Raw genomic sequence first — 26,791 nt, 5'->3', positions numbered from 1 at the left:
GCCGACACGAGAATTCGACGGGACAATGACGAAAGACCCGGACCAGCAGATCGATTGATGCCTTGAGCTCTTCGGAATAGGCGCGTGCCCACGGCGGCCAGTCGAGTGTTTCGAGTCGCTTCGTCTCTCGGGTTCCCAGGTCCGGCGTTCCTGTTGTCACGTGACAACTCGCCAACCGCCCGCACGACCAACTTCGCTTACCGACAAGCTCTCACCCATAAATTCCTTCCTTTCCGATCTACTCGCATGCCATCAGTATTATTCGATCGCAGCGGCGCGTGAGAAGCGTTGCAACGCTGACGCCGACTCGCATTCTGAGTCGATTGTCACGTGACAACTCACCTCGCTTCCAAGTAGTCAGGCTAGGGCCTGTTCACGCTAATAACGGGCTTGCGAACGTGCCTTGCTGGTCGTCCCCCAAGGGGACTTCCTGCGGGGCGCAGGCAAGGAGTGAGGAGCGCCGTTTGGCCGAGCCAAACGCCCCGAAGGAAGTCCCCTTGGGGGACAAGCGACGCGCGACGCCGCAATGCGGCCGGCAAGGCACGTTCCCCTGTTTGGAAAAAATTCATTCGTGGGGCTGGCCACCAGAAGGGCCGATCGCCGCGTCATGCTCCTTGCGAATACGTTGAGTGTTCGCTTCGTCGCAATCCTTGCGCTCGGCCCTTCTGGCGGCCAGCGCAAGCCCGTTATTAGCGTGAACAGGCCCTAGGCCAAAGACCGGATATCGAACATTGAAGCGATGTCGCTACGATCGGAACCGCGATCGGATTACGGGCTTCCTGGCGATGGGCAGCGCCGACAAGGACCAATTCCTTGCGACTTGTCACGTGACAACTGCGTATCTCGACGACATCCGCGAAATTGACTCATCGGAGTCGCAACGAGTTCTACCAGAAACAAAGACATGGCTAAGCGGCCTAGTCTCTGCGATCCAACTTCGCCATCGACGTTAAAGACAATCGAGTTCACTCCAAGTCTTTATGAACGTAATCGACAATTTTATTTTTACTCGATCACTAATCACGAATGACTCGTTAGCCATTCGGCCCACTTGTCACGTGACAACCACATCGAGCATCAAGATATGCATCGTGTCGAACGCTTTTCTGGACATTTCGATAACAACTGCATATATTACGTAAAACTCCTTGGAGGAATTTAATGGCTTTCAAGATCGCGGTCAGTAATCAAAAAGGTGGGACTGGAAAGACAACCATCTCCGTCAATATCGCGGCTGCGTTCGAGGCCGGCGGCAACAAGGTCGCCTTGATCGATGCCGACCCTCAAGGCACTTCCGTCCGATGGGTGACAAGCGGCGAGAACACGCTGCCGATGACGGTCCTTTCGCTGGCCCCCGCCGGCCGCGGCATTGGCGGCGAAATCAAGAAACAGGACGCGAACTTCGATGTGATCGTCGTCGACTGTCCCGGCAACCTCGAAGATCCGCGCATCGCGTCCGTCCTTGAAGTTGCCGACTTCTGCCTCGTGCCGCTGTCGCCGTCGCCGGCCGACCTGTACAGCACCGTCGCGATGATTCGCATGATCGAGTCGATGCGAGCCGTTCGTAACCCGAATCTTTCTTCCGCATTGATGCTGAATAGTGTCAATGGAAAAACTAAAATGCGTGAAGAAATTTTAAAAATTCTAAGAGCTGAAGAAATAGGGGAACATCTGCTCGACAGCCAGATCGCGCAACGCGAGGTCTACCGTCAGACGTTCGCGCTCGGCACCACGATCCATCATCACAATCGATACCTGAAGGGCCTGAAAGAAGCCCGCGCGGAAGTCGAAAAGCTGGTCACGGAAATGGCCCAATACATCGCGTCGACGCGCGCTACCGGAGCCGCCCATGGCTAAGGACACATCGAAAGAGAAGAAGCCGACCGGCAACCTGCATCTCGCGGCCGGCCTGTTGCGCGGACTCGCGCAGGAAAATGCGGCACTCGAAACGCGGCTGCCCGAACCAGCGGCCGCACCGAATGTCGCCGTCGAAGCGACGCCCGCCGGCGTCCCGGCCGCAGCCACGCCCGCCGGTACGGCTGATCTTGGCGCGCCGCAGAAGGTACTGGTCAAGGATTGCATCCCGAACCCGTTCAACCCGCGCGTGTTCTACTCGGAGTCGAGCCTGCACGAGCTCGCACTGACGTTGAAACGGGAAGGGCAGATCGAGCCGATCAAGGTCACGCGGCTCCCGGAGTTTCCCGGCAAGCTCGTCGTGATCGACGGGCAACGCCGGCTGCGCGCGACGAGCATCAACGGCGACGAAACCATCAACGCCACGTTCCGCACCGACCACACGCCCGAGCAGCTCTATACGATCGCGTATCGGGCGAACCACGACCACGAACGCCAGACGATCTTCGACGATGCGGTCGCGTGGAAGCGTCTCCTCGACGAGAAGGTGTTTTCCGACCAGAACACGCTGGCGGAAAAGATCGGCAAGGACAAGGCATCGATCAGCAAGACGCTGTCGCTCAACGCACTGCCGAACACGCTCCTGGAGCGGATGGCCAGCGCGAACGACGTGGTCGGCCTGCAGGCCGCGTACTTCCTGAAGCTGATCTTCGAACGCCTGGGCGAGCCGACGGCCGACCGGCTGCTTACGGCAGTGATCGACCGGAAAAAATCGGTCCGCGATCTCGAGAATTTCCTGCGTGCGCAGAGCGACGGCAACAAGAAAGCCGGACGCACGCGTTACAGCGTTCGTCACGACTTCGCGCTCGAATCGCGAGCGGTCGGCCAGTTGAAAACCTATCCGGACGGACGTCTGGATCTGCAACTCAAGGGCGTCGACGCGTCCCACCAGGAAGCGCTCGCCGACAAGCTCAAGACCGTCATCGACGCCTACGTCGCCGAGCTGGCGACGGCCACGCAAAAGTAGCGGGCCAAAAGCTAAAGGCCTCGCATCCGCGTTGCGCCGCGAAGCCGGACGACAACGTCCGGCACATGACGCACGCCCGGCTGCGAGGCCTCGTTCAGTTGCCTGCGAGACTGCTTTTGAGCAGGAATTCCAGCAGGTCGTCCGAGGTCGGTTCGCCCCAGGTATCCAGCGCCAGCCATCGGAAGAAGCTGGTCTGCGCGAGCTTGCTCGCCTTCTTCTTCGGCGACAGCGTCAGGTCCTTCGAGCCGGCCACCGTCTCGTTGTAACGCTCGATCAGCTTGGTCTGGTCGTCGATTTCCAGCTCGCGGAAATACGCGCCGGCTTCCTCGACCTTCGCCGCCAGATATTTGTCGCGAATCTGCTCCTGCTTGCTCTGCGCGGATTCCTTCGCCGGTGCGGCCGTCTCGGTTCCCTGCCCGTCGGCCAGCGTATAGCCGTGCGTCAGCGCCTTGCGGAAATACGCAGCCACGTTGTCGACCGGCGCCGCATTCTTCTTCGTAGTCCGATTCAGCGTATAGGCAATCGCCGCCTTGATACGTTGCACGCCGTACTGCGTGATCAGCCGGCGCGCTTCCGAACGCGGAATGCCGAACTTGGCGACCTCCTCGACCAGCGCTTCGTTCTTGACGTCGCCGTCTTCGACCGTATCGGCGCTCTGCTTGCGCGTCACCTTGAACTGAACGGCTTCCACGCTCCGGCCGGACTTGTGTTCGATCAACTCGAGCGTGTGATCCGAAACTTCGTTCACCTCCTGAATGCACGGCACCAGGACCTTGCTCTTGAACAGCTTGTATTCCTTGTACGACTGCGACGCCTTGTCCTGGCCGAGAATGAGGTCACGAAATTTCGGCAGCGGGATCTTCGCGGTGATGCCGATCCCCTCGTAGCGCACCGTGTTTTCCCACAGCGCGAGCGAGTGCGACCGCCGGAACTCGCGGGCGATCCGCATATCGATCAGCGCGTAGATTTCGGGGTTGAGCAGCTCGCTGCGAATCTGGTCGGAGAAGCTGTACTTCAGCACCGATTGCTCGAGCTCCGCGCCGGCGAGCAAGCCCGACGCTTTCCAGACCGTCGAACGGTCCGCGGCCAGGTAGTCCCAATTGACGACGGTACTGATCAGCGAGTTGACCGTGTCCTTCACGTACTTGGTGTTGTTGCTGTTCAACCCGCTCTCGTGCGAAAGCGAAGCGATCGAGATCGAGAAGCTCGTCCGGCCTGGCTCGAACGCCTCCTGCCGAAGCGCGTTCTTGATCAGCGAGCTGAACATCTTGCGCTGCTGCAGACCGATCTTTCCCGACTTGGGCGCGATATGAATCGCCTGGACCGCCTTGCGCAGCAAATCGGGAGGCTCTGGTGTCTGAAACAACGAAACCTGTTTGTCTGAGCCTTTGCTTGCGGGCTTGCGCGGCATCGTGATGTCCGGATAAGGTGACCTTGTTGATGGCAGACTTTATACCTTTTCACGCAACGGGGCAACGTCCTTGCTCCTGCATCACTTGCACTATCGCGGCTAAGCTTCAGATGCAAAAGGGAAATTCCTGATTAACCGATCTGCACGAAGCCCCATATCCATCTACCTTTTGGCCAAAAAGCCTCCCAGAAGCCGCTACCTTTCGCGTCCGGTCACGGAAACCCGGCACGAGATTTGCCCCAGTGAAGGTACCCATCCATGGGAAGCAAACGAGCGAAATCGCGATCGCCGGCCGGATTCGTGGTGCCCTGCAGCACAGCCGCATTTTTCTCCCATAACTTGCTACCTTTATCGATTCCCATAGGTGGGTACCTGTCGACAGGCTTCGGCTTCTTCGGTTGCATTACTTTCGGTCTCGAAGGTAGAAATCGCTCCCATAAACGGCAACCATCCGTTTTCCCCATAAAAGGTTACCTGTCCGCTGCATCGATCCTGTCTATGGGAACAGTCCACAAATCACCTTGGTGAAATGCAATCGACCGGTCCCAATCGCTACCCATAACAGGGTACCTATGAAATTCCCCATAAACCGCTACCCAAAGAAAATCGCTGTGCGCCCAGGCCTTCACGGATCAATAAAAACGCCCCATAAAAGGCTACCTTCATGCGCTCCCATAGACGACTACCCAATGCGTTTCCAGGCCGATTACCCATAACCGGGTACGCTCGCCCCATATCCACAACCCGGATTCCCCACAACCCGGTACCCAAAACCCCAAATCCACAGACCTGAAACCCCAGACCCTTCCACCTGTGCTCCCATAAATGGGTACCGAACACCGTTCAAACCCTTGTCGGATAAGGCTGTGAGCCGGCTAAAAGTAGTTAAAGAAGTAAACGTGGTTTACCAAAAATGTAAACACACGTGTGCCAGCACAGAAAAACAGGCCCCATAAACCGCTACCAATGGGAGCCGTCTGTGGTACGGCAAGCGCCTCGTTGCTTCGATTAAGGCTTCCCGAGCAATGGCCTGACGCCTCGTTCCACCAAGGCCCCAGGCGCGACAAGGCTTACGGAGGAGGTGAGTGCCTACTCACAAACGCCGAAACGTAGAAACCTATGGGAGAAAAACCGGAAGAAAGCCTCCGTTTCCCGTACAGGTTCCCGTCTATGGGACCGAAAAACCGGCGTCGTGACCACCCTGCCTCCTGTGATTGACCGGCAAAACGAATCAGCGACCGAAGGTTCGGAGATCTTCAGTCTTACCCACGGCAGTTCGAAATCATCCCGGACTGCATGCGCGTGGTTTTTTGCACTCGTGCTTCCCCGCTTGCGGACAAGTTTTTTCCGATCGCCTATCGACGCTCCTCGTCACATTTAGCCTGTGGACTGTACGCAGAGGAAATCGGCGCGGTTCGCTTCGCCACCCCGTGGTCTTCCAACTTTCTACCTTTGGATCAACCGAAGAACAACGCTGTGCCCTTGGTTCGCGAGGAGAGGTCTGCACGCTGCCCGGGAGCGCATGTCGTGTCCCCCCTGGTGCCATCTGCACACGCGGCCGGCTCCTGGGCCGATCTCGAGATCGCTGCGAGCCAACGTGAAGATACCGTCGACGACAAAGCTCACCGCATTCGAATCCGGGCAAGGATCCCGAACATTCTCACCCTCATAAGCTTCTGAATCCCGTAAAAGCTCACCGATACGGCGGAGCTGCGGGTCTCTGCAAGCTGTCCAGTCTGGGGCGTCGTATGGATGCCGGACCGCCGAAGCACTCAAATGAAAAACCTGTGGGACGCATGTGCGGTGCCTGATGTGTCAGCAAGCGCAACCGCGCGAACCGACAAGTCTTGTCGCGACTTCAACGCCAAGCAATGTTCGCCAGGCGAGCACCACTCGTTCGCGCGCTACTCTCGGCACACTCGTGAGACGATTCCGATCAACGTCCTCACCTCCCTCATGGCTGGCGTCTACTTTTTTCGTCATACGGGCCAGACGGCGACAAGTTTCACTGACCCAGGTAACCATCTCCATCACAGTGCAGCGATCGTTGCCCGATTGGTGAGCGCATCCCGCGGTGAGGCAATGCGATCGCGTTGATCGCCGGACGAACCGAATCGTGGTCGTTTATGGGAGGAACCGTCGCTCGAGCCGCGTCGAACGACAACGTGACACACAGGTCGACTGCTGCTGCGGTGATCGTGCTGCGTGCGATGGCGATCACGTCGAGCATGCGCGTGTTGGCAACACCACCCATGAAACAGTCATGGGTCGCTCGCATCGCGCTGCGTGACTCATTCTCTTCACCAAAGCGTTCCGTACATCGGATGTTTCCGCTTGCCGCAACAGCACGATCTGCACGTGCGCCGAAACGCGATACACCGTTCCTGACTCTGCCAGACGACACTAGGGCGAAGTCCACGTTTTCTCCCATACGTGTATCCCAATTCCGTCATCACGTTGGCGCCACATTTTTTGCGACGCGGTTATGATGCACAGGTCCCGATCGCGACATGACGACCGGTCGGGCAGGGGCGGTATCTCGATGGTCTTTCAATCCGTGATAAATCAGAAAAGAGAGTTCAACGATGCGAATCCAGATCAGAAAACTCACGCTGGCTGCTACCGCAGCAGCGTTCCTGTTCGGCTCGGCAGTTCCGGCGTTTGCCCAGACCGACGCCAGCGCGCCCGCTGCACAGGACGCCAAGGCAGCGAAGAGCCAGGCACGCAAGGCGGCCAGGGCCCAACGCAAAGCAGAGCACAAGGCTGCCCGTGCGAAGAACACCGCCGAGCTGAAGAAACTCGAAGACGCCGGTTACAAGCCGGCGGCCAATGACCCGAACTATCCGCAGAACCTGCAGAACGCAGAGAAAAAGGCCGGCGCCGGCGCAAGCCAGTAAGCGTCCTTCACGCGGCAAGCCACGGTTCGATCCGCGGCTTGTCGCGGTCACGCGATGCACGCGACAAGCAGAATTCCCCGCATGAACGATCGCAAAGCCGTTCCACACGTTTTCATCATTTGATTCGGAATCCTGCATTTAATGACGGGCATGACCAGTCGCTCCATACGGTCAGTGTCGCCCGCCCGACGCGGCTGCATTCCCCGTCACCTTCAGCCAGTCCTTGAACGCGCACACGGCATCGTCGTTCGCGCGCGCGGATGCCACGTACGTGAAGTAGCGCCACGGCGGCAGCGCCGGTTCGCTGAACGGCTGCACGAGCCGGCCTTCGGCGATGTCGTCCGCGACGAGCGCGATCGGTCCCATCGCGACGCCGAGCCCGTCGAGTGCGCCTTGCAGCGTCAGGTAGAAATGCTCGAGCGTGAGCGAGTGTCGCGGCACGAGATTCGCATGCCCGGCCGCAGAGAGCCATTCGGGCCACATGCCGGGATAGGTTGCCGCGTGCAGCAGCGTGAAGCCGGCGAGATCGGCGGGCGTATCCAGCGGCCGGCCCTCCAGCAGCTTCGGCGCACACACCGGCAGCCGGACTTCGGACAGGAATTCCTCCGCGACGTAACCGTCGATGGCCTGCGGGCCGCCGCGAACGATCAGGTCGACCTTGTCGCGCAGCTTCTCGATCGGGTCGTTCGATGTCGACAGCCGCACCTCGATGGTCGGGTGGGCAACCTGGAACGACGACAGCTTCGGCACGAGCCAGCGCAACGAAAACGTCGCGGGTGCGCTGACGCGCAGCACGCGCTGCTGCGCGTGGCCGAAGTGCTGCGCGGTGGCGAGCGCGATTCGGTCGAACGATGCGCCGACCTCGGCGAGATACGCGCGGCCGGCGTCGGTTAGTTCGACCCGCCGGTTGTGGCGTTCGAACAGCGGCCGCCCGAGCCACGCCTCCAGTTGCTGCACGTGCCGGCTGATCGCGCCGTGCGTCACGCACAGCTCGTCGGCGGCAAGCGTGAAGCTGCCGCGCCGCGCGGCTGCTTCGAACGCGCGTAGCGAATTCAACGGAGGGAGTCGTCGGGTCATTGCATTGATTCGCGTGAAATTTTCTCACGCGACACCTCAGGTTTAATCGTTTGATCGGTTGATACAGCTCCGCCAATATGGCACACAAACGGCCGGCTCGGCCGAACGAGTGTCTGAATTTCTCACATGGAGTGCGGAGCATGCCGAACGTGGTGGTAGTGGGCGCCCAATGGGGCGACGAAGGCAAGGGGCGCGTCGTGGACTGGCTGGCGGCGCAGGCCGATCTCGTCGCGCGCTACAACGGCGGCCACAACGCGGGCCATACGCTGGTCGTCGGCGGCAAGACGTACAAGCTCGCGCTGCTGCCGAGCGGCGTCGTGCGCGGCAAGCGCGGCGTGATCGGCAACGGCGTGGCGCTCGATCCGGAAGCGCTGCTCGCGGAAATCGGGCGGATGGCCGAGCTCGGGCTGTCGGTGACGCCGGACAATCTGTCGATCGCCGAGAACGCGACGCTGGTGCTGCCGATTCACCGTGCGATCGATCAGGCGCAGGAGCGTCTGCGCCGCGAGCCCATCGGCACCACGCTGCGCGGGATCGGGCCGGCCTACGAGGACAAGGTCGGGCGTCGCGGGCTACGCGTCGGCGATCTCGCGGAACCCGGCCGGCTCGCCGGCAAGCTCGACGTGCTCGTCGACCATCACAACGCGTGGTTCCGTGGCCTGGGGCTCGACGAGTATTCCCGCGACGCGATGCTGGCGACGCTGGTCGAGCTCGCACCGAAGATCCTGCCGTTCGTGCGCCCCGTCTGGGCCGACCTCAACGACGCGATCGATCGCGGCGAGCGCATCCTGTTCGAGGGTTCCCAGGCCGTGATGCTGGACATCGACTGGGGCACGTACCCGTTCGTGACGTCGTCGGGCACCGTTGCATCGGCGGCGGCGGCCGGCACGGGCCTCGGCGCGTCGAAGCTCGGCCACGTGCTGGGCGTGACCAAGGCGTATGCGACGCGTGTTGGCGGTGGCCCGTTCCTCACCGAGCTGACCGACGCAACCGGCGAAACGCTGCGCGCGCGCGGGCAGGAATTCGGCGTCAACACCGGCCGGCCGCGACGCTGCGGATGGCTCGATGCCGCGCAGTTGCGCCAGGCCGTCAGGATCTCGGGCATCGATTCGCTGGCGCTCACCAAGCTCGACGTGCTCGACGGCTTCGAGTCGATCGAGCTGTGCGTCGGCTACGAACTCGATGGCGCGCGGGTCGACCATCTGCCCGCGAGTCTCGATGCACAGTCGCGCGCGCAACCCGTGTACGAGCGATTCGACGGCTGGCGCGGCACCGTGAAGGGCGTGCGCGAGCGTGCGGCGCTGCCGCGCGCCGCGCAGGATTTCATCGCGCGCATCGAAGCGGTTGCGGGCGCGCCGGTATCGATGATCACGACCGGCGCGGAGCGCGACGACACGATCGTGTTGCGCAACCCGTTCGATGTGGCCGCCGCCGCGTAACGTGTCATACATGCCATAAATCGCGGGTCGGCATCGTGGTCGCCGGGTAGTTTTTGCCGATCCGATGCTGTTGGCGTGCCGGCGGGTTCGGTCGCGTACGCGACCGGCCCGGACGCTGCGCGCAGGGCTGCTCCGCGACACGATTCGGCGTCCGGATCACGCCGCGTACGGCAAACTGGACACGCCTGCAGCGCTGCTGTACTGTTCCGCACAATTCGCGCCAGACCGGCCTGCGCCGGAGCCGCCGGCACCATGGCCGCACGGTGGCGCGACGTGATCTCAATCGCGGGGACAGGTCGATGGACACGTTACAGATGATGCGCATTTTCGTCCGGGTCGCGGAGGAGGGCAGCTTCACGAGCGCGGCCCAGCGCCTGGACATCACGACGGCATACGCATCGCGTTCGGTCGCGCAGCTCGAAACGCATCTGCGCACGCGCCTGCTCAACCGCAGCACGCGCCGCATCGCGCTGACCGATGCCGGGCAGCGCTATCTCGACCGCTGCCAGCGCATCCTCGGCTATATCGACGAAGCGGAAGCCGAGGCGGCGGACGCACAGGTGAAGCCGTCGGGGCGGCTGCACGTTCACGCGACGACGAGTTTCGGCCAGGCTTACGTGGTGCCCGCGGTCGTGCGCTACCGGCAGCGCTATCCGTCGGTCGCTGTCGAGCTGACGCTGTCGCAGCACGTGCCCGACATCATCGACGAAGGCTACGACGTGTCGCTGCAGTTGAGCACGACGGAGCTGCCTGATTCGGGTCTGGTGTCGCAGCGGCTCGGCGAGGTGCACAGCGTGCTGTGCGCGTCGCCCGCGTATCTGAAGGAGCGCGGCACGCCGCGCACGGTGCGTGAGCTCGACGGTCATGCGTGCCTGCAGATCGTCACACCGGTGTTCCCGCGCGATCGCTGGCATCTCGACGGCCCCGACGGCCGCGAAACGTTCGACCTGCCGTTGCCGGATTTCCAGGTGAACATCGCCGATGCGCTGGGTGCCGCACTGCGCGCCGGCCTCGGGATCGGCGCGCTGCCGATGTCGTCCGCACTGCCCGCGCTGGCGAGCGGCGCGCTGGTGCGCGTGCTGCCCGACTACCGGTTGCAGAAGCTGACGGTCTACACGCTGTACGCGTCGCGCCAGTATCTCGATGCGAAGATCCGCACGTTCGTCGATTTCCTGCGCGAATGCGTGCCCGAAATACTGGCCGCCGACGAGGCCGCGCTGAACGCGTCCTGCAATTCCTGAGTCAGCTGCTGCTATATGAGTGCGGCGCTTTGCCCGGAAAATAAAATAATCGGTAGTCCTTCGTTTAAAGCGCGCGTCGACGATGGGTTCGCGACCGGGCCGGGCAACGATGCGCGTGCAACCGGCGCGCCCTTATGAAAACGCTTGCTTTCGATATCGAACATCGTTGGTTCGAGGCGCGGCGCCAACCTCCTAGAATCGGTTCGACCTGCTTCACCGCAGGCGTGCGCAAATCCGCGCCCTCTTCATCGAACCCGAAACGACATGGCAGACCGACTATCCAGAACCCGCCGCCGGCTTCTTCAAGCCGGCCTGGCGATCGCGGCGGGCGCCGTCGCGCAACCGGGCTTCGCGCTGGCGAGCGCGGCCGGCACGCGTACGTTGCGCATCGGCTATCAGAAAGGACCGCTCAGTTTGCTGAAGGCACGCGGCACGCTGCAACGCAAGCTCGCGACGCTCGGCGCGAACGTCACGTGGACCGAGTTTCCGTCGGGGCCGCCGCAGCTCGAGGCGCTGAACGCGGGATCGATCGACTTCGGCGATGTCGGCGAGGCACCGCCGATCTTCGCGCTCGCGGCCGGCGCGCCGCTCGTCTACTACGCACAGACGCCGGCTGGCCCCGCGACCGAGGCCGTGGTCGTCGCGAAGGATTCGCCGGTCAGGACCTTTGCGGACCTGCGCGGCAAGCGCATCGCGCTGGTGAAGGGATCGAACACGCATTTCCTGCTGGTTCGGCTGCTGCAGGCCGCGAAGCTCGACTATGCGGACGTCACGCCGGTCTGGCTGTCACCATCCGATGCGCGTGCCGCGTTCGAAAACCGCTCGGTCGATGCGTGGATCATCTGGGATCCGTTTCTCGCGGTGGTCCAGCAGGCGTTCGGCGCGCGCATCGTCGCGGACGGCACGGGGCTCGTCGAGAATCGCAGCTACTACTTCGCGTCGCGCACGTATGCGCAGCACAATGCCGACGTGCTGGACGCGACCGTGGCGGAATTGGCGGCGGTTCAGCGCTGGCTCGACGCAAACCGCGCGCAGGGCGCGGCCGAGTTCTCGAAGCTCTGGGGGATCCCGGAGCCGGCCGTGGCGCTCGCGTTTCGCCGCGCGCGCTTCGGCGTCGAGCCCGTCACGCGCGACACGCTCGCGTATCAGCAGCGCATCGCGGACGTGTTCTACCAGGCCGGCATCCTGCCGAAACGCGTCGACGTCAGCCAGGCCGCACCGCCCGCACTCGCGTGACGGCGTCGCCGGCCCGGCACGCGCTCAACGGCGGAACGGCAGCGCGACGTCGTCCGGAATCGGGCACACGTAAGGCCGGCCGCCGCGCCGCTCGAGCAGTTCCGCCTTCGCTTGCGCGAGCGTGTCGGGCGCGCCGAGCAGGTCGATCGCGGTCGCAGCCATCGTCTTCGCCGCGAGCAGCATCCCCTTGTGCGCGAGCGGCGTCTTGCCTTGCGCGACCCATTGCCACGAGTGCGGCGGCGTACCGAACGCGTAGCAGCTCGTGTGACATTGTGCGGTCGGCGTGACCCAGCTCACGTCGCCGACGTCAGTCGAGCCGCAGATCGGGCGGCCCTTGCCCGGCTCGTACGGATCGATCCCGTCGAACAGCGCCTTCGGATCGCGCCACGCCTGGTTCAACGAGCGCGACGACGTTTCGATATCCTGAGCGGTCAGCGTCTGGCGCTGGTACGTGTCGGCGAGCGCCGCGTCGTCCGCGTCGAAGCAGCCGGTGCCGATCGCCTGCAGATGGCGGTACATGACCTGGTTCAGCACGGCGTTTTCCAGCAGGTTCGAGCACGCCTTGTCGAATACGATCTCGAGCCGGCAATCGGTCATCAGCGCCGCGCCGCGCGCGACGTTCTTCACGCGCTCGAACAGTTCGGCAGCCTGATCGTTGCGTGCCGCGCGCACGAGGTACAGCACTTCCGCGTTCGCCTGCACGACGTTCGGCGACAGGCCGCCCGTGTTCGTCACCGCGTAGTGCACGCGCGCTTCGGGCAGCATGTGCTCGCGCAGGTAGTTGACGCCCACGTTCATCAGCTCGACGGCATCCAGCGCGCTGCGGCCGAGATGGGGCGACGCGGCGGCGTGCGATGCCTTGCCCGTGAAGCGGAAGTACGCCTGGATGTTGGCGAGCGAGCCGGCCGGAAAGATGCCCGTGTACACGTGCGGGTGCCACGACAGTGCGGCGTCGAGATCGTCGAACACGCCCGCGCGCGCCATGAAGGTCTTGCCGGAGCCGCCTTCCTCGGCCGGGCAACCGTAGAAGCGCACGGTGCCGGGCTGGCCCGTGCGTTCGAGATGCGCCTTCACCGCTGCCGCGGCGAGATGCGCGGCCGTGCCGAGCAGGTGGTGGCCGCAGCCGTGGCCGTTGCCGTTCGAGATCTCGCCCGACGGCTGGCACGCGAGTGCGCCCGCTTCCTGGCTGAGTCCCGACAGTGCATCGTATTCGCCGAGGATGCCGATCACGGGGCCGCCGTGGCCGGCCTCGGCGACGAATGCGGTCGGGATGTCGGCCACACCGCGCGTCACGCGAAAGCCGGCTTGTTCCAGCATCCGGATATGCAGGTCGGTCGACGCGAATTCCTCGTAGCGCAGTTCGGCGAGATTCCAGATCCGGTCGGACAGTTCGGCGAATTGCGTACGCTGGCTGTCGATGAAATCGAGGGCGAGTGAAGTCATGAATTGCTCCTGTGAAGAGGCTGGCACGGTCAGAATTTCTGCCGGAGGCCAAGGGCGAAGACGGTGCTGCTCATGCCGGGCGCGGACATCGGCGCGGAGCCGAACGACAGCGCCGACTGCCCGGTGTTCTTGAAGCCGCCGATCCGCACGTACACGCCGGTGAGCTTCGAGAACTGGTAGTCGTAGCCGAGCAGCGCGCCGAGCGCGTGGCTTGCCTGGCCGGCGATCGTGCGGTACGCGAGATCGGCGCGGATCGCGTGCGGGCCGCGCTGCCAGATCGCGCCCAGCGAATAGACCTGTGCGACGAGCGTGCCGGGCGCGGTGGGGCGCATCAGCGTGTACGCGAAGGATGCGAGCGTCGGGCCGAACGCATACGACGCGCTGGCCATCACCGAATCGGTGCGCGGGCCGTTGGGGGCGCCGCCCGGTATCGACGACGTGGCGGCCCAGATCGCGTTGTACGCGCCGCTCAGCATCACCGGGCCGCGCGCGAAATTGGCGACGGCGCCTGCGTTGCTCGCGATCGGGCTCGCGCCCGCCGCGTTGCGGAACGCATAGAGCACGGTGACGTCGAGCCCGCCGTAGGTCGGCGTCTTGTAGCTGATCGCGTTCTCGATGCGCCCGGGCAGCGACGCGGCGCCACGCCCGAGGTCGCTGCCGATCAGTGCGGTGCTCGCGAACGGCGACAACTGACCGACGAGGTAGAACGGATCGGCCGCTTCGGGCACGATTGCCGGATACTGCTTGCCGAGCTTGATCGTCCCCCAGTCCGCCGAGCCGATCGCGACGTTGGCTTCGCGGTTGTAGAACGACGCGGCGCTTTGCGGGCGGCCCGACATCAGGTCGAAGCCGCTTTCGAGGCGGAAACTCGCGCGCAGGCCGCCGCCGAGATCCTCGCTGCCGATGAAGCCGAAACGCGACGTCGATGCGCCGCCGCTCATCAGGCCGACGCTCGTCTGGCTGCCGATGCGCGCGTATTGCAGGAAGCTGTCGAGCGCGCCGTAGATCTGTAGGTTGGCGCGGGCCGGTGCGGCCCACATGCAGGTTGCCGCGCAGCACGCGGCCATCAGGGTTGAATTGCGCACGTTTGTCTCGTGGTGTCGCGATCGTCGGCGCGCGAATCGCAGGCGTGCAATGGCCCGCCCGCGCACGCGTCGACGTCGCGGAATCTGCCGGCCTGCCGGAGCAGGCCTTGTCGGATATGGAGTGGCGGGGCCGGTGCCGGACAGGCGGGCCGGGCGTCGCCGGGAATGAAGCGGCGCGCCGTTCAGCCGCCGTCGTCGTGCGTGTCGGCCGGGCGTTCGCGGAAGCGCCACAGCGCGATCATGCTGACGGCGCCGCAAGCGAGCACGTACCACGCGGGCGACATCGGGTCGCCGGTGCGATGCAGCAGCCACGTGACGTTGAACTGCGCGAAGCCGCCGAAGATCGTCACGCCGAAGCTGTAGATCGTCGCGAGCGCGGTGGCGCGCACGCGCGGCGGGAATGCCTCCATGATCAGCAGCAGGAACGCGGAACTGCCCGCGGTGGCGAAGGCCATCACGACGGTGACGATCGCGACCATCAGCCCGACCGACGGCGCGGCGATCAACAGCCGGAACGCCGGATACACGCACGCGAGCGACAACAGCCACGTGACGGCGATCATCGGCTTGCGGCGCGGCAGGCGATCGATGATCCACAGCCCCGATACGAGCGCGGCGACGATCATCGCGAGCCCCGACGCGCAGCCGGCGAGCAGCGACGTCGCCATCGGCAGGTGGAGCGTGCGCACCGCATAGGCGGGCATGTAGAACACGAAGATGTACAGCGTCGACGTACCGCCGATGATCATCAGCGTGCCGAGCACGACGCGGCCGAGGTAGCGTGCGAAGACTTCGCGAACCGCGCTGCCGCCTGCGTCGTGCGTCGGCACATGCGTTTCGTCGAGATGCCGGCGGATGTAGAAGCCGACCGGGCCGAGCAGCAGGCCGAGCAGGAACGGCACGCGCCAGCCCCAGCTTTCGAGCGCGTCGGCCGACAGCACGGCCGACAGCAGCGCGCCGCTGAGGGCGCCGAGCAGCGCCGCGACGCCCTGGCTGATCATTTGCCAGCTCACCATGAAGCCGCGGCCGGACAGCGGGCCCGATTCCATCAGGAAGGTTGTCGACGCACCGATTTCGCCACCGGCCGACAGGCCCTGCAGCAACCGGCCGATCACGACCAGCACGGGCGCGACGACGCCGATGCGCGCATAGGATGGGGTCAGCGCGATCAGCGCGGTGCCTGCGATCATCAGCTGGATCGTCAGTGTCAGCGCCGCGCGCCGGCCCGCGCGATCGGCGTAGTTGCCGATCAGCACGCCGCCGAGCGGGCGCATCACGAAGCCGACGCCGAACGTCGCCATCGCGAGCAGCAGCGGGCCGGCGCCCGAATCGACCGGAAAGAAGGTCTTGCCGATCAGCGCGGCGAAGTAGCTGAACACGGTGAAGTCGAACATCTCGAGCGCGTTGCCGGCCGAGGTGGCGATGATCGTCCGGGTCTGCGCCGAGCGTCGGCGCGGGGCAGGCGGCGCGTCGACGAGCGGCGTGGCGGCGTCTTGCATCGGGAGTGTCTCCATGGGTATCGGTATCGTGAGCGCCGCATGGATCGTCAGGCATCCTGCGAGAGCTGGACGCATGTTAAGACCGGGTAAAACATCGCGATACGCGCAAATTTTTATCCTGATAACATCCGTTTATCCCTCGATGCACAGCGGTTGCTCCCTTCCATTCGTCGCATGAAACTTCACCAGCTCCGCGCGCTCGTGGCCGTCGCCCGCTCGGGCAGCATCCATGAAGCCGCACGCACCCTGCACCTGACGCAGCCGGCCGTCACGCGCTCGCTGCGCGATCTCGAGGACGAGCTCGGGCTGATGCTGGTCGCGCGCAGTTCATCGGGCGTGACGCTGACCGATGCAGGGCGCGCGATGCTGCGGCGGGCCGAACTGGTCGTCAACGAGGTCGCGCGCACCGAGGAGGAGATGGCGCAGTTGCGCGAGAACCGGCAGGGCCGGCTCGCGATCGGGATGACGCCGCTTGCGGGCATCACGGTGCTGCCGGCCGCGTACAACCGCTTTCGCCGCGCGATGCCCGACGTGCAGCTTGAATTCGTCGAGGGCAGCCCGTCTCAGCTCGTCGAGCAGTTGAAGAACGGCGCGCTCGATTTCGCACTGGGCTCGGGCGCGGATGCGCAGGACTTCACGTCTGTGCGCTGCGAGCATCTCGACACGTTTCCGATGTGGTTCGCGGTGAGCAGCAAGGGCAAGCTCGCGGGCGCGACGTCGCTTGCCGACCTGCAGGACGCGGAGTGGCTGCATACGGGGCCGTCCGCCGAGTTTCGCGCGTATCTCGCGGAGCTGTTCGGGCAGGCCGGTTTGCCGGTGCCGCGCCGCGTGACGCGCTGCGCATCGCAGACGCTGTTCTACGCGCTGGCCGTCAACAGCGACGTGGTGACGGCCTGGACGCAGCTTGCGCTGCGCGGGGATGCATCCGATACGCTGAAGACGCTCGATCTCGTCGGGCAGCCGCCCGCGCGCAACCTGTATCTGCTGTTCCGCGACAGTGCGGTACACACGTCGTCGGCCGAATACTTCGTGCGCTGCATTGACGAAGCCGTGCAGGCAGAACGTGCGAATGCCGGCCGGACGAAGGGCGGCGCACGCTCGCGTGCGCGGCGCGCGTGAGGCGGGCGGCCTATGGCGCGCAGCCTCGCGTATTCGCGGCTGAACTGCGACGCGCTCATATAGCCGACGCTGCGGCACGCCTGCCGCGCGTCCATCGCCGACAGGCACATCAGGCGGCGCGCCTCCTGCACCCGCAGCATCTTCTGGCACTGTAACGGGTTCATCGACGTAACCGCACGGAAGTGGTGATGGAAGGTCGACGGGCTCATGTCCACCTGTCGCGCGCGCGAGTCGACCGTCATCGCCGTCATAGGATCGAGGTAGTGGTCGCGAATCCATGCGACGGCGCAGGGTTGTCGTCGGACCGGCTGACGCGTCGCCCGGACGTGATGCCGAGCAGACGTCGCGCGTGCCGGACGAGCCGGTCGACTGCGACAAGGCGGCGGCCCCGGCGCCTGCGTCGGCAGCGGCGCCGAACGGGTAAGCGCGAAGCAGGGCAGGGGCGGGCAACCGCTCCTGTTCGCCGAACCGGCTATACGCGGAAACGAAAACGCCACGGACGAAAGTCCGTGGCGTTTTTTGGGGGCAGCCGCCGACGTCGGAAGCGCTACTACGTTACCCCTGCTTTGCCCAAAGCGTGCGGCCGAAGAACGTGAGCGTACGATCCCATGCGATTTCAGACCACACCGGATCGAACTGCGTGCCGGCGATGCGGCCGGGGCCGACGGCCGTTTCGTTCGCGAACGCATGATGCGCGAGATAGCGATGGAACTCCAAACCGACCTTCGCATCGGTCAGCTTCTTCTCGAGCGCGTCGACCTGGTCGATCGCAAAGAATGCATCCTGCGTGCCCCAGTGGCCCATCAGCGGCACCTTGAGCTTTGCCGGATCGATGTAGTCGAGCGGCGGGAGGCCGTACCACGTGACGCCCGCGTCCGCATCGGCGAACTGCAGCGACAGCAGCGTGAGTGCGCCGCCCATGCAGAAACCCGTCACCGCGACACGCGAAGCCAGCGTCTTCAGATAGGTCACGGCGCCGGGAATGTCCTGCGAGGCGGCGTCGCCGAAATCGAGCCCGGTCATCAGGTGGTGTGCTTCTTCCTCCTCGACCGTCGACTTGCCGCGATACAGGTCGGGCACGAGCGCGAAGTAGCCGCAGCGCGCGAGGCGATCCGCGACGCCGCGGATCTGGTCGTTCAGCCCCCACCATTCCTGGATGACGACGACCGCGGGCGCGCCTTCGGTCCGTGCCGGCGTGGCGAGATAGCCCTGCAGTTCCTGGCCGTCCGGGCGGCGAAACGTGATCATGGAACCGGATGTTTGAGACATGAAACCGCTCCTTGTCGAAAAATGCGATGAGTGCGGCATCGGGCCGGCCAGCGGGCGCGGCGACGATCGGGCATGCCGGCCGTCGTGGTGCCGCTCGCGTTCGTTTCGGCCGACGCCGACCACGCGGCCATTCTATGCGCAAACACCGGCTGCCTGCGTGAACGGCGCCGCGCGGCACGCGATCCGCGCTATCAGGTCGATCGAAGGTCGCCTTCCGTTCCCGGAGCGGATGACCGAAAAACAAACACCCCGCCCCGATGAACGGGAGCGGGGTGTTTCGTTTGCCGCGCGCGGAGCGGGATGTGCGCCGCGCGTGTGCGTCCGGCTTACTGGCCGAAATACACGGAGTCGCGGCCGTTCTGCTTGACTGCGATCACGCGGCCGGCGCGCACGCCGGCGGCGGCTTGCGCGCCGTAACCGGTTTCATCGGCGTTCGTCACGCGAGCCTGTGCCGTCTGCAGCGCGCGCGGGTAATACTGATCGGAGACTTCGGGCTTGTAGCCGGCCTGTTCGAGCTGGACGAGTTCCGCGCGCACCTGGGCACGCGTCAGCTGGCCCGACGGGTTCGACTGAGCGAATGCGCCGTACGAGGCGGACAGGGCGGTTGCGGCGACGACAGCGTAGATGAACGACTTCATGATGACCTCCGGTTTCGTTGATTTCGCGCTTCGCTTGTTGCGTTCAGCGGTTGATTGCATCGTAGCGATCGCGTTACCGGTCGGAAATAGGCGTTCCAGCGAATCATTATTGCGACTGGGTAAACGATCCACATGGACGGGCGGTTTTGTCTGATTATTGGCGAGCTGTCGGCTCGCGCCGCATGGGGGCGTCGGGCGCCGTCATGCGCGGTCTCGATGTCGTCGCCCGGCCGGCGGCCGCGTGACGATCGATTGAATCGGATACCGAAGTGTTTGAACAAGGTCGGCGGCATGGCTCACGCCGCACCGCTGGCGCACTGCCGCGTCATTCGGCCAGGACCGCCTGCCGCTTCCGGTATTCGGCGGGCGTGATTCCGACGTGCCGGGTGAACGTTCGCCTGAGCGTATCTACATTCGCGAAGCCGCATTTCGCGGCGACCTGTTTCGGCGTGTCGTGGCCGTTCTCGAGCAAGTGGCGGGCCGCCGAGATGCGGGTCGCCTCGACCCACGCGGCCGGCGTCATGCCGACTTCCGCGCGGAACAACCGCGCGAAGTGGCGCGGGCTCATGCCCGCATGCTTCGCCAGCTCCGCCACCGAATGCCCGAGTTCCGGATGCGCGGCGATCCAGCGCTGGACCTCCTGCAGCACCGAGCGCCCGGCCGGGCGCGCCTCGCCCTTGCGGCTGAACTGGAGTTGCCCGCCCGGGCGCTTGAAGAACATGACCAGTTGCGCGGCGACGCGCCGCGCGATCTCGCGGCCGAGATCTTCCTCGACCAGCGCGAGCGCGAGATCGAGCCCGGCCGTGACGCCGGCGCCGGTGCGCAGCTTGCCGTCGCGCACGTACAGCGCGTCCGCATCGACGGCGAGCGACGGATAGGCTTCGGCAAGCGCGTCGGCGGCGGCCCAGTGCGTGGTCAGGTGACGCCCTTTCAGCAGGCCGGTGGCCGCGAGGAGGAACGCGCCGGTGCAGATCGAGCCATAGCGCTTGCTTTGTACGGCCGCCGATCGCAGCCACGCGAGGACGTCGGTGCGCAGCGCGATCCGGCCGGCGCTCGGCGCACCGGCGACCAGCAGCGTGTCGATGCGCTCCGGGATGTCGGGAACGATCCAGTCGGGCAGCAATTGTGCACCGGATGAACTGCGGATCGGACCGGACTCGCTCGCGATGATCCGCAACGTATAGAACGGCTTCCCGCATTCGGCGTTCGCTTGCGCGAAGACGTCGAGCGGTGCGGAGACATCGAGCAGTTGAACGCCTGGAACGGCGAAAATACCCACGACCTTCGGCATGATCGGTTGCGTGTTGTATCGAACGTGACGCGTAGCAGTATAGAGGTGCCGGTGGCGCATCGGGCGGTGCGGCGAAGCGTGTTTCCGGCGATCTTTCCATCGCGCAGGCACCGTGTCCGTTCGTCGCGCGAAATGGCAGAATTTGACGTAATACGTCTATTGAAGACAGCTATCGGACTCAGGAGAATCAAGGGTGTTTTCAATGGAGGTCAATCATGACTGAGAACGTTGCAGGCATCACCATTCCCGATAGCCAACTGACGCGCGAGATCACCGAACTCGTTCGCGATACCGCGTCTCCGTTACTGTTCCATCATTCCAGCCGCGTCTACTATTTCGCGGCGCTGGCGGGCCAGCGGCGCGGGCTCAAATACGATCCCGAGCTGCTCTACTGCGGCTGCATGTTTCACGACATGGGGCTCACGCACGAGCACAGCAGCGCGTGCGAGCGCTTCGAAGTGGACGGTGCCAACGCCGCCCGCGATTTCCTGAAGAGCAAGGGCATCTCGCAGCAGGAGATCGATGTCGTGTGGACCTCGATCGCGCTGCATACCACGCCGGGGATTCCGCAGCACATGCATCCGGTGATCGCGCTCGTCACCGCGGGCGTCGAGATGGACGTGCTGGGCCTGACGTATCCGGAGTACAGCGACGTCGAGCGCGAGGCCATTGTCCATGCGCATCCGCGTACGCCGCACTTCAAGGAAGACATCATCCAGGCGTTCTACGACGGGATCAAGCACAAGCCGGACACGACGTTCGGCAACGTGAAGGCCGACGTGCTCGCCGACAAGGATCCGCATTTCCACGCCGGCAATTTCTGCAGCGTGATCCGGTCGTCCGCGTGGGCCGGCTGATTGTCATCGATATTGCGCGCGATCCCCGGCGCTGATCGGGATCGTGCGCGCAACGCGAATCACGATTCCTGCAGTATTCAGGAGAACGATCATGTATCCGCTGCGCTGTCCCGATCTGAACCACGCGATCAATCGTGACCCGCGCACGGGGATGCGCAGCGCCGAAAGCAACTGGGATTTCTGGTCGCTGCTGCCCGAGGCGTTGCATCAGGTGACGCTCGTGATAAGCGAACGCGGCATTCCACGCTCGTTCCGTCATATACACGGTTTCGGCAGCCATACGTACAGCCTGCTCAATGCGGAGAACGAGCGAACCTGGGTGAAATTCCACTTTCGCACGCAGCAGGGGATCGAGAACCTGACCGACGCGCAGGCCGAGGCACGGATCGCGAAGGATCGCGAGACGCATCGGCGCGATCTCTTCGACCGCATCGAGCGCGGCGATTTTCCGCGCTGGACGCTGTTCATCCAGCCGATGACGGACGCACAGGCGAAAGCGTTTCGCTTCAATCCGTTCGACCTGACCAAGGTGTGGCCGAAGGCCGAGTTTCCGTTGATCGAGGTCGGCTACTTCGAGCTCAACCGCAATCCGGACAACTTCTTCGCCGAGACCGAGCAGGCGGCGTTCATGCCCGCGAGCGCCGTGCCGGGGATCGGCTACTCGCCGGACAAGATGCTGCAGGCGCGCCTGTTTTCCTACGGCGACGCGCAGCGCTACCGTCTCGGCGTCAATTTCAATCACATTCCGGTGAACGCGCCGAAGTGTCCGTTCCACAGCTATCACCGTGACGGCACGATGCGTACCGACGGCAATCTCGGCGGCACGCCGTCGTACTGGCCCAACAGCAAGGGTGTGTGGACGGATCAGCCGCAGTTGAACGAACCGCCGCTCGAACTCGACGGCGCTGCCGCGCGTTGGGATCACCGTGTAGACGACGATCACTATCAACAGCCGGGCGACCTGTTCCGGAAGATGAACGCCGGTCAGCGGCAGACGCTGTTCGACAACACCGCGCGACAGATTGCCGGAGTGTCGAAGGACATTCGGCAGCGGCACATCGACAACTGCATGAAGGCCGATCCGGCTTACGGGGCAGGCATCATGGTGGCACTGGCGCGGCTGGCGGCGTCATCGAAGTAGGCGGGTCGGGCCGGGCGATGCGGTACCGGCCGCATCGCCCGGCGGCAAGGTACCCGCGCATGGGAGGCGGGTCGTCGCGATGCGGGATTTTCAACCGAAACGAGTGTTCCAATGGCTTCCACGCTTCACGACGTGCCCGACAGTCCCTGTGTCGGCGTGTGCTCGACGCTGTTCGACGATGTCTGCAAGGGATGTGGCCGAACGGCCGACGAGGTTTCGCACTGGGTGTTCATGAACGACGACGAGAAACGCGCGATATGGGAACGCATCCGGCGTGAGGGCACGGCGATGCGTTTCCGTCATGACGGACGGTGAATCGCCAAGCAGGGGGGCGGTTGACGGATGGAGGCTCTTGACGAGCCTCTCCCGACTTCGAACCCGATCGATCAAACTCCGACTGCGCTGTCCACCGGCTGTCCATCGAGAACACGTTTCAACGCCCCCAGAAACGCCGATGAGGCTTGAGTCAGGGGTTTGTCATTACGCGTAATCGCGACCAGCGGACCGAGGTGGAGCGGCAACGCGCATTGCACAGGCTGCAGGCCGTACCGCTCCCGGAGTTCTTCCGCGATGCATTGGGAGGACAGGACGAGCGTGTCGCTCTGGCTCGCCATGTGAAAGACCAGTGGCGACACTTGTGACGACACTATCTCCGTCGGGAGTCGCAGCCCCATGTCGCGTGCCGCGAACTCGAGTTGCTGCCTGACGATATTCGGCTGGGGAGGCAGTACCCACGGGAACGCCAGCAGATCCTGAAGTGTCATGGGCGCTTGGGTTGCCGGATGCGCTTGCCGTGCGAGAAAGACCGGCATGTCCTGACGCAGGACGTCCAGCTTGTACAACTCGCTGCCGAATCCGCTCGCCGTACGACCGATCGCGACGTCGACGATGTCCTGGTCGAGCCATTCGAGCAAGCCTTCCATGGGCCCCTCGCGGAGCGCGAGTCGCATTCGCGGCCACTTGGTCTGGAAAGCGTTCACGCAATCGGCCAGCGCGCCCCACCACGCAAGGGGCGCGAAGATGCCTATCGACAGATTGCCGGCATCGCCGCTCAGCAATGCATCGAGTTCGGCTTCGGCGCGCTGTACGTCGCTGGCGATCAGGTAGCCGTGGCGTACCAGGGCTTCGCCATAAACAGTCGGGCGCATGCCACTCGGCGTACGCTCGAACAATTGGGCGCCGACGATGGTTTCGATCTCCGCCAGTGTCTTCGAGATGGCCGACTGGCTGACGTTTTGCGATTCGGCTGCCTTCTGCAGGCTACCCAGCCGGGCAATCTCCACGACGACCGAGATGTGTCGAAGCTTCAGGCGTTGATGCAGTCCGTTCATGATTCGGCCCGGGTTGAGTTTCTGTCATGAGGGGGCGGTGAATATTTCCATTTTCTTTCCGCCAGCGATCCGTAATCTGGTCCCGGTCGAAGGATGAAGGGTGCGTCCGAACGAGGCACGCGTCGGACTGTCTCTTTCGACTGATATTTCCATTTTCTTCCCGCAGAAACACGAGCAACCGCCGTGTGCGGTTGCACGAACCGAAGGAGGTTGGCATGACGGGCACCATACTAGCCCAATGTGATCAGGGATCACTCGAAGGCGTGACCGTTGACCGTGTTCACACGTTCTACGATATTCCCTACGCGTCGGATAGCGGCCGCTTCAGGCCCGCTGGCGCATCCGTGAGCTGGACGGGCGTGCGCGACTGCACGCGTCCGGGTGTCGTCTTTCCCCAGATGCCGAGTCGGCTGGATTTCGTGATGGGGCCGACCAGTCGAGGCGTCGAGCAATCCGAGGATGCATTCAGGCTGAACATTTACACGCCCGGCCTCGAGGGCAATCTCCCGGTCATATTCTGGATTCACGGCGGAGGCTTCATGACCGGCGGGGCGCTGGGTTGCTATTCCGGCGAATCGATTGCACGTACCGGCCGCGCCGTTGTCGTGACGATGAACTATCGCCTGGGCGTGTTGGGTAATCTCTGCATGGAAGGTGTGTCCCCGGGCAATCTCTGCGTTTCGGATCTCGAACTGGCATTGCGGTGGGTCAGGACGAACATCGCCAGGTTCGGCGGGGATCCCGAGTCGATCGTGGCGGCAGGCCAGTCCGCTGGCGCGTGGTATTCGCAGTTGCTGGCGGCCATGCCGACAACGCATCCGTTGTTGAACGGCATTGCCATGCTCAGCTATCCCGGCATCCAGCCGATGAAGCCGGCGAAAGCCCATGCGCTGGCCGTGCGCATGTGCGAAAGCGCGGGTCTCGTGCACACCGGCGAAGCGTTGGCCACGCTGCCCGTCGAGCGGATTCTGCAGATGCAATTCGAAACCGTCATGGCTTCCGCGGAATTTGCCGAGATTCCGATTGCCTTCATGCCGGTCGCAACCGGCGGCGTGCCGGCCGATCCCGGCGCGGCAGCCCAACAGCACTTTCGCGGAAAACCGGTGCTCATCGGATGGACGCGCGACGAGACCGGCAGCTTCTTTGCCGGCAATCCGCAGGCACTGACGGCAACCGACGAACAGGCCCTGAACAAATTCCGCCTCGAGTTCGGCGATGCGGGCGAAGCACGCTACGAAAGCGTCGCCGATGATCGGTTCGACCGGAAGCCCTATGCCGCGCTGGTGGCGTTGAGTTCCGAAAAGCTGTTCGAGAGTCCGGGGCGTCGATTCGCGCAGGGAATGACCGAGGCGGGGAGCAACGTTTTTGCCTATCGTTTCGATTTCCCGTCGCCGCAGCCCAACGTAGGGGCCTGCCATTGCTTCGAATTACCGTTCTTCTTCAACAATTTCGGCAACTGGATCGATGCGCCGATGCTCGACGGAATCGACGAGAAGCGCAGCCGGGAATTGTCGAAACGGATTCAGGCGTACTTCCTCAATTTCGTGGAGTCCGGAAATCCGAACGGCGCGGAATTGCCGCGGTGGAATGCGTTCTCCGATGACGGCGGCGGGTTGATGCACTGGAATTGATGCGTCGGTGATCCGGCAGCCGCTTTCGCTCGACAGGCTTCTCCGGCTGGCGGGCTGAGTAAAGGGGTGATGTGACGGAAAGCGGCCTAAAAATAATCAGTAATCCATATTGAAATAGAAATGGATGCAACCTGCATCGGATTTTCATAACAAGAAGTTTCGCCTCAACACCGGAGATAGGACCGTCATGAAAATGAAGTGGAGTGTTGCGCTGCTGATTGCGGCGACGGGGCTTGCGCACGGTCAGAGCGGCGTCACCCTTTACGGAATTGTCGACACGGGCGTGTCGTACTACAACCATGCGACGGCTAACGGCGGGACGTCGATCGGCATGGCTTCGCTGACAGGGCGGCTGCCCTCTCGTTGGGGCGTAAGGGGAATCGAGGAACTCGGCGGAGGTTTCAAGACGTTCTTCGTACTGGAGGACGGGTTTCAGCCCGGGAACGGCTCATTGAACTACGGGGGGCGCCTTTTCGGTATCCAGGCGAACGTCGGGATCAGCAGCGACTACGGCTCGTTCACGTTGGGCAGGCAATTCGGCATGACGATGTATGCGCTGATGAACGCGGACGTGATAGGCCCGTCGGTTCACTCGCTGAGCGTCTTCGACTCGTATCTGCCCAACGCACGCAGCGACAATGCCGTCGGATATCTCGGCAAATTCGCAGGCTTCACGGCGGGCGGCACGTACAGCCTGGGTCGCGATGCCGCCGGCCCGGCCGGTCCGTCGGCGACTAACTGCCCAGGGCAGGTACCGGGGAACCTGCTTGCGTGCCGGCAATATACGGCGCTGCTTGCTTACGATTCGGCGAGCTTCGGTGTGGCGGTGTCTTATGACGTGCTGCGCGGCGGTTCCGGCGCGTCGGCTCCGCTCAACAGCAGTGCTTACACGGATACGCACAACATCGTCGACGGCTATGTGAGTGTCGGCGCGACGAAGATCGGCCTGGGGTGGATCAGAAACAACCTTGCGGCCGCCACCCATTTGCAGACCGACATCTTTTTCGCCGGGGCAACCTACTTCCTCACGCCGGCAATCTTCTTCGACGCGCAAGGTGTGCGTTTCCTTCAGCGCGGAACACAGGGGGCGAAGGACGCCAGTTCGACGTTGCTGATAGGGCGCGCAAACTATCTTTTTTCGAAGCGCTCGATGGTCTATGCATCGGTGGGCTATATGTTCAACAGCACGCAGGCCGCGAGCGCCGTGGCGGCGGGTGGAACGGTTGCAACAGGCGCAAATCAGCTGGGGGTCGTGATCGGGTTGCAGCAGAAGTTCTGACGCGTCCTTGTCTGCGAAGTGTGCCG

22 protein-coding genes and 2 pseudogenes are annotated in these 26,791 nt (G+C 63.7%); 12 read left to right on the top strand and 12 right to left on the bottom strand.

Annotated elements, in window-relative coordinates:
- Positions 1-1,161 precede the first annotated feature (1,161 nt).
- Together CUJ89_RS36890 and CUJ89_RS36885 are read left to right on the top strand one after the other, a co-directional pair.
- Complete coding sequence (locus CUJ89_RS36890) at positions 1,162-1,857, top strand: ParA family protein (RefSeq protein WP_114182328.1); 696 nt, start codon at positions 1,162-1,164, stop codon at positions 1,855-1,857.
- On the top strand, positions 1,850-2,881 hold the full coding sequence (locus CUJ89_RS36885) for a ParB/RepB/Spo0J family partition protein (RefSeq protein WP_114182327.1): 1,032 nt from the start codon (positions 1,850-1,852) through the stop codon (positions 2,879-2,881). The genes CUJ89_RS36890 and CUJ89_RS36885 overlap by 8 nt, the downstream gene beginning before the upstream one ends.
- Positions 2,882-2,975: 94 nt before the next feature.
- Here CUJ89_RS36885 and CUJ89_RS36880 read toward each other — a convergent pair whose 3' ends face one another.
- Together CUJ89_RS36880 and CUJ89_RS38155 are read right to left on the bottom strand one after the other, a co-directional pair.
- Entirely contained in the window at positions 2,976-4,292 is a 1,317-nt protein-coding gene (locus tag CUJ89_RS36880; RefSeq protein ID WP_085042972.1) for a replication initiation protein, read from the bottom strand.
- 2,005 nt (positions 4,293-6,297) lie between these two features.
- Entirely contained in the window at positions 6,298-6,723 is a 426-nt protein-coding gene (locus CUJ89_RS38155; RefSeq protein ID WP_161556595.1) for a hypothetical protein, read from the bottom strand.
- 154 nt (positions 6,724-6,877) lie between these two features.
- Here CUJ89_RS38155 and CUJ89_RS36870 point away from each other — a divergent pair, with 154 nt between their 5' ends.
- A complete protein-coding gene (locus CUJ89_RS36870) occupies positions 6,878-7,189 on the top strand; it encodes a DUF4148 domain-containing protein (protein WP_114182326.1) in 312 nt (103 codons plus the stop codon).
- Positions 7,190-7,360: 171 nt separating this feature from the next.
- Here CUJ89_RS36870 and gcvA read toward each other — a convergent pair whose 3' ends face one another.
- Positions 7,361-8,266, bottom strand: coding sequence for a transcriptional regulator GcvA (gene gcvA, locus CUJ89_RS36865; RefSeq protein ID WP_114182325.1), 906 nt, complete (start codon positions 8,264-8,266; stop codon positions 7,361-7,363).
- Positions 8,267-8,406: 140 nt separating this feature from the next.
- On the opposite strand from gcvA, the gene CUJ89_RS36860 reads away from it, so the two are divergent.
- Together CUJ89_RS36860 and CUJ89_RS36850 are read left to right on the top strand one after the other, a co-directional pair.
- Positions 8,407-9,705 (top strand): adenylosuccinate synthase, encoded by a 1,299-nt coding sequence (locus CUJ89_RS36860; protein WP_114182324.1) that lies wholly within the window; start codon positions 8,407-8,409, stop codon positions 9,703-9,705.
- Positions 9,706-10,004: 299 nt separating this feature from the next.
- Positions 10,005-10,946, top strand: a complete 942-nt coding sequence (locus CUJ89_RS36850; protein ID WP_114182322.1) for a LysR family transcriptional regulator — start codon at positions 10,005-10,007, stop codon at positions 10,944-10,946.
- Positions 10,947-10,957: 11 nt separating this feature from the next.
- On the opposite strand, the gene CUJ89_RS38790 is transcribed toward CUJ89_RS36850, so the two are convergent.
- Entirely contained in the window at positions 10,958-11,110 is a 153-nt protein-coding gene (locus tag CUJ89_RS38790) for a hypothetical protein (RefSeq protein WP_236655115.1), read from the bottom strand.
- A gap of 100 nt (positions 11,111-11,210) precedes the next feature.
- Between CUJ89_RS38790 and CUJ89_RS36845 the strand changes: the two genes are divergently transcribed.
- Complete coding sequence (locus CUJ89_RS36845) at positions 11,211-12,182, top strand: aliphatic sulfonate ABC transporter substrate-binding protein (RefSeq protein ID WP_114182321.1); 972 nt, start codon at positions 11,211-11,213, stop codon at positions 12,180-12,182.
- A 24-nt stretch (positions 12,183-12,206) separates the two neighbouring features.
- Here CUJ89_RS36845 and CUJ89_RS36840 read toward each other — a convergent pair whose 3' ends face one another.
- The 3 genes from CUJ89_RS36840 to CUJ89_RS36830 form a co-directional block, all read right to left on the bottom strand.
- On the bottom strand, positions 12,207-13,625 hold the full coding sequence (locus CUJ89_RS36840; protein ID WP_114182320.1) for a M20 family metallopeptidase: 1,419 nt from the start codon (positions 13,623-13,625) through the stop codon (positions 12,207-12,209).
- Positions 13,626-13,654: 29 nt separating this feature from the next.
- Complete coding sequence (locus tag CUJ89_RS36835; protein WP_152036707.1) at positions 13,655-14,710, bottom strand: porin; 1,056 nt, start codon at positions 14,708-14,710, stop codon at positions 13,655-13,657.
- A 182-nt stretch (positions 14,711-14,892) separates the two neighbouring features.
- Positions 14,893-16,209 carry an MFS transporter gene (locus CUJ89_RS36830; protein WP_236655114.1) on the bottom strand — a complete coding sequence of 439 codons (1,317 nt, stop codon included), beginning with the start codon at positions 16,207-16,209 and terminating at the stop codon, positions 14,893-14,895.
- 174 nt (positions 16,210-16,383) lie between these two features.
- Here CUJ89_RS36830 and CUJ89_RS36825 point away from each other — a divergent pair, with 174 nt between their 5' ends.
- Positions 16,384-17,328, top strand: coding sequence for a LysR family transcriptional regulator (locus tag CUJ89_RS36825; RefSeq protein ID WP_114182317.1), 945 nt, complete (start codon positions 16,384-16,386; stop codon positions 17,326-17,328).
- Positions 17,329-17,360: 32 nt separating this feature from the next.
- Here the strand turns inward: CUJ89_RS36825 and CUJ89_RS36820 are convergent.
- The 4 genes and pseudogenes from CUJ89_RS36820 to CUJ89_RS36805 all read right to left on the bottom strand — a co-directional run.
- A pseudogene (locus CUJ89_RS36820) lies at positions 17,361-17,570 on the bottom strand (helix-turn-helix domain-containing protein); the annotation flags it as partial.
- Positions 17,571-17,883: 313 nt separating this feature from the next.
- Positions 17,884-18,597: a dienelactone hydrolase family protein gene (locus CUJ89_RS36815; RefSeq protein WP_114182504.1), complete on the bottom strand. Its 714-nt coding sequence runs from the start codon at positions 18,595-18,597 to the stop codon at positions 17,884-17,886.
- A 326-nt stretch (positions 18,598-18,923) separates the two neighbouring features.
- Positions 18,924-19,235: a DUF4148 domain-containing protein gene (locus CUJ89_RS36810; protein ID WP_114182316.1), complete on the bottom strand. Its 312-nt coding sequence runs from the start codon at positions 19,233-19,235 to the stop codon at positions 18,924-18,926.
- Between the two features lie 325 nt (positions 19,236-19,560).
- A complete protein-coding gene (locus CUJ89_RS36805; RefSeq protein ID WP_114182315.1) occupies positions 19,561-20,526 on the bottom strand; it encodes a GlxA family transcriptional regulator in 966 nt (321 codons plus the stop codon).
- 215 nt (positions 20,527-20,741) lie between these two features.
- Between CUJ89_RS36805 and CUJ89_RS36800 the strand changes: the two genes are divergently transcribed.
- The 3 genes and pseudogenes from CUJ89_RS36800 (at position 20,742) to CUJ89_RS36790 (ending at position 22,839) form a co-directional block, all read left to right on the top strand.
- Positions 20,742-21,383: an HD domain-containing protein gene (locus CUJ89_RS36800; protein WP_114182314.1), complete on the top strand. Its 642-nt coding sequence runs from the start codon at positions 20,742-20,744 to the stop codon at positions 21,381-21,383.
- A 97-nt stretch (positions 21,384-21,480) separates the two neighbouring features.
- Positions 21,481-22,524, top strand: a pseudogene (locus CUJ89_RS36795) (catalase); the annotation flags it as partial.
- Positions 22,525-22,635: 111 nt separating this feature from the next.
- The gene (locus tag CUJ89_RS36790) at positions 22,636-22,839 is read left to right on the top strand and encodes a DUF1289 domain-containing protein (protein WP_114182313.1); all 204 of its coding nucleotides are present in this window, start codon (positions 22,636-22,638) and stop codon (positions 22,837-22,839) included.
- Between the two features lie 71 nt (positions 22,840-22,910).
- Here the strand turns inward: CUJ89_RS36790 and CUJ89_RS36785 are convergent, their stop codons facing one another.
- Complete coding sequence (locus CUJ89_RS36785; RefSeq protein WP_114182312.1) at positions 22,911-23,855, bottom strand: LysR family transcriptional regulator; 945 nt, start codon at positions 23,853-23,855, stop codon at positions 22,911-22,913.
- Positions 23,856-24,070: 215 nt separating this feature from the next.
- Here CUJ89_RS36785 and CUJ89_RS36780 point away from each other — a divergent pair, with 215 nt between their 5' ends.
- Positions 24,071-25,486, top strand: a complete 1,416-nt coding sequence (locus tag CUJ89_RS36780) for a carboxylesterase/lipase family protein (RefSeq protein WP_152036706.1) — start codon at positions 24,071-24,073, stop codon at positions 25,484-25,486.
- Between the two features lie 187 nt (positions 25,487-25,673).
- Entirely contained in the window at positions 25,674-26,765 is a 1,092-nt protein-coding gene (locus CUJ89_RS36775) for a porin (protein WP_114182503.1), read from the top strand.
- Positions 26,766-26,791: the final 26 nt, after the last annotated feature.

Source organism: Burkholderia pyrrocinia (assembly GCF_003330765.1).
Lineage (GTDB): Bacteria > Pseudomonadota > Gammaproteobacteria > Burkholderiales > Burkholderiaceae > Burkholderia > Burkholderia pyrrocinia_B.
This window is presented reverse-complemented; position numbering and strand designations above follow the sequence as displayed.

Excerpts from the sequence above, each read along its gene's own strand:
- CUJ89_RS36780 (WP_152036706.1), top strand. The coding sequence starts at position 24,071 with ATGACGGGCACCATACTAGCCCAATGTGATCAGGGATCACTCGAAGGC.
- CUJ89_RS36810 (WP_114182316.1), bottom strand. The coding sequence starts at position 19,235 with ATGAAGTCGTTCATCTACGCTGTCGTCGCCGCAACCGCCCTGTCCGCC.
- CUJ89_RS36790 (WP_114182313.1), top strand. The coding sequence starts at position 22,636 with ATGGCTTCCACGCTTCACGACGTGCCCGACAGTCCCTGTGTCGGCGTG.
- CUJ89_RS36885 (WP_114182327.1), top strand. The coding sequence starts at position 1,850 with ATGGCTAAGGACACATCGAAAGAGAAGAAGCCGACCGGCAACCTGCAT.
- CUJ89_RS36890 (WP_114182328.1), top strand. The coding sequence starts at position 1,162 with ATGGCTTTCAAGATCGCGGTCAGTAATCAAAAAGGTGGGACTGGAAAG.
- CUJ89_RS36880 (WP_085042972.1), bottom strand. The coding sequence starts at position 4,292 with ATGCCGCGCAAGCCCGCAAGCAAAGGCTCAGACAAACAGGTTTCGTTG.
- CUJ89_RS36830 (WP_236655114.1), bottom strand. The coding sequence starts at position 16,209 with ATGCAAGACGCCGCCACGCCGCTCGTCGACGCGCCGCCTGCCCCGCGC.
- CUJ89_RS36785 (WP_114182312.1), bottom strand. The coding sequence starts at position 23,855 with ATGAACGGACTGCATCAACGCCTGAAGCTTCGACACATCTCGGTCGTC.
- CUJ89_RS36845 (WP_114182321.1), top strand. The coding sequence starts at position 11,211 with ATGGCAGACCGACTATCCAGAACCCGCCGCCGGCTTCTTCAAGCCGGC.
- CUJ89_RS36775 (WP_114182503.1), top strand. The coding sequence starts at position 25,674 with ATGAAAATGAAGTGGAGTGTTGCGCTGCTGATTGCGGCGACGGGGCTT.
- CUJ89_RS36800 (WP_114182314.1), top strand. The coding sequence starts at position 20,742 with ATGACTGAGAACGTTGCAGGCATCACCATTCCCGATAGCCAACTGACG.
- CUJ89_RS36870 (WP_114182326.1), top strand. The coding sequence starts at position 6,878 with ATGCGAATCCAGATCAGAAAACTCACGCTGGCTGCTACCGCAGCAGCG.
- CUJ89_RS36805 (WP_114182315.1), bottom strand. The coding sequence starts at position 20,526 with ATGCCGAAGGTCGTGGGTATTTTCGCCGTTCCAGGCGTTCAACTGCTC.
- gcvA (WP_114182325.1), bottom strand. The coding sequence starts at position 8,266 with ATGACCCGACGACTCCCTCCGTTGAATTCGCTACGCGCGTTCGAAGCA.
- CUJ89_RS36815 (WP_114182504.1), bottom strand. The coding sequence starts at position 18,597 with ATGTCTCAAACATCCGGTTCCATGATCACGTTTCGCCGCCCGGACGGC.
- CUJ89_RS38790 (WP_236655115.1), bottom strand. The coding sequence starts at position 11,110 with ATGTTCGATATCGAAAGCAAGCGTTTTCATAAGGGCGCGCCGGTTGCA.
- CUJ89_RS36840 (WP_114182320.1), bottom strand. The coding sequence starts at position 13,625 with ATGACTTCACTCGCCCTCGATTTCATCGACAGCCAGCGTACGCAATTC.
- CUJ89_RS38155 (WP_161556595.1), bottom strand. The coding sequence starts at position 6,723 with ATGGGAGAAAACGTGGACTTCGCCCTAGTGTCGTCTGGCAGAGTCAGG.
- CUJ89_RS36850 (WP_114182322.1), top strand. The coding sequence starts at position 10,005 with ATGGACACGTTACAGATGATGCGCATTTTCGTCCGGGTCGCGGAGGAG.
- CUJ89_RS36825 (WP_114182317.1), top strand. The coding sequence starts at position 16,384 with ATGAAACTTCACCAGCTCCGCGCGCTCGTGGCCGTCGCCCGCTCGGGC.
- CUJ89_RS36860 (WP_114182324.1), top strand. The coding sequence starts at position 8,407 with ATGCCGAACGTGGTGGTAGTGGGCGCCCAATGGGGCGACGAAGGCAAG.